The organism is Neisseria sp. P0021.S006 (assembly GCF_051956895.1).
Genome location: NZ_JBQCWZ010000666.1, coordinates 1 through 751 on the forward strand (window position 1 = coordinate 1; position 751 = coordinate 751).

Here is a 751-nt window from a genome sequence, read left to right on the forward strand (position 1 = left end):
CTCAAGGGCGGCTCGACACATATCGGCAAAGAGTTTCGGTGCAACGTTGGCTGCGACGGTTACCACGCCATGACCGCCACACAGCATGAAAGGCAGGCCGGTAGGGTCATCGCCGGAGAACACGGCAAAACCTTCAGGAACGCTGTTGATCAATTCGATGTTGTTGCCGATATTGCCGCTGGCTTCTTTCACACCGACGATATTCGGAATCTCGGCCAAACGCAAAATAGTGTCGTTGCTCATGCTCACGACGGTACGGCCGGGAACATTATAAATAATCATCGGAATCGAAGTGGCTTCGGCGATGGCTTTGAAATGTTGGTAAATGCCTTCTTGCGAAGGTTTGTTGTAGTAGGGAACAACAGATAAGGTGTAGTCCGCACCGGCTTGCTCGGCTGCTTTGGAAAGGGCGATGGCTTCGACAGTATTGTTGGCGCCTGTGCCGGCGATAACGGGAACGCGCTTGTTGACGTGTTTGACAGTGGCTTCAATAACGGCCAAATGTTCTTCGACAGGCAGGGTGGCTGACTCGCCGGTGGTACCGACTGCGACGATGCCGTCGGTGCCGTTTTCAATGTGCCAGTCGATTAAGTCATGAAGTTGTTCGTAGTTGATGCTGCCGTCTTGATTCATCGGAGTAATCAGGGCAACCAGACTGCCTTTTAACATACGGAAACCTTTAATTTTATGGTGTGGGTGGATTATTCATCGGATTGTAGCTTACTTTGTTGTTTGTGTGAAACATATCCGC

Annotated in this window: 1 protein-coding gene; it reads right to left on the reverse strand. The window is 50.9% G+C overall.

The features are described 5' to 3' along the window. On the reverse strand, positions 1 to 669 hold a 669-nt coding region (gene dapA, locus ACTHUM_RS16355), incomplete at its 3' end, for a 4-hydroxy-tetrahydrodipicolinate synthase (protein ID WP_440403473.1). Positions 670 to 751: the final 82 nt, after the last annotated feature.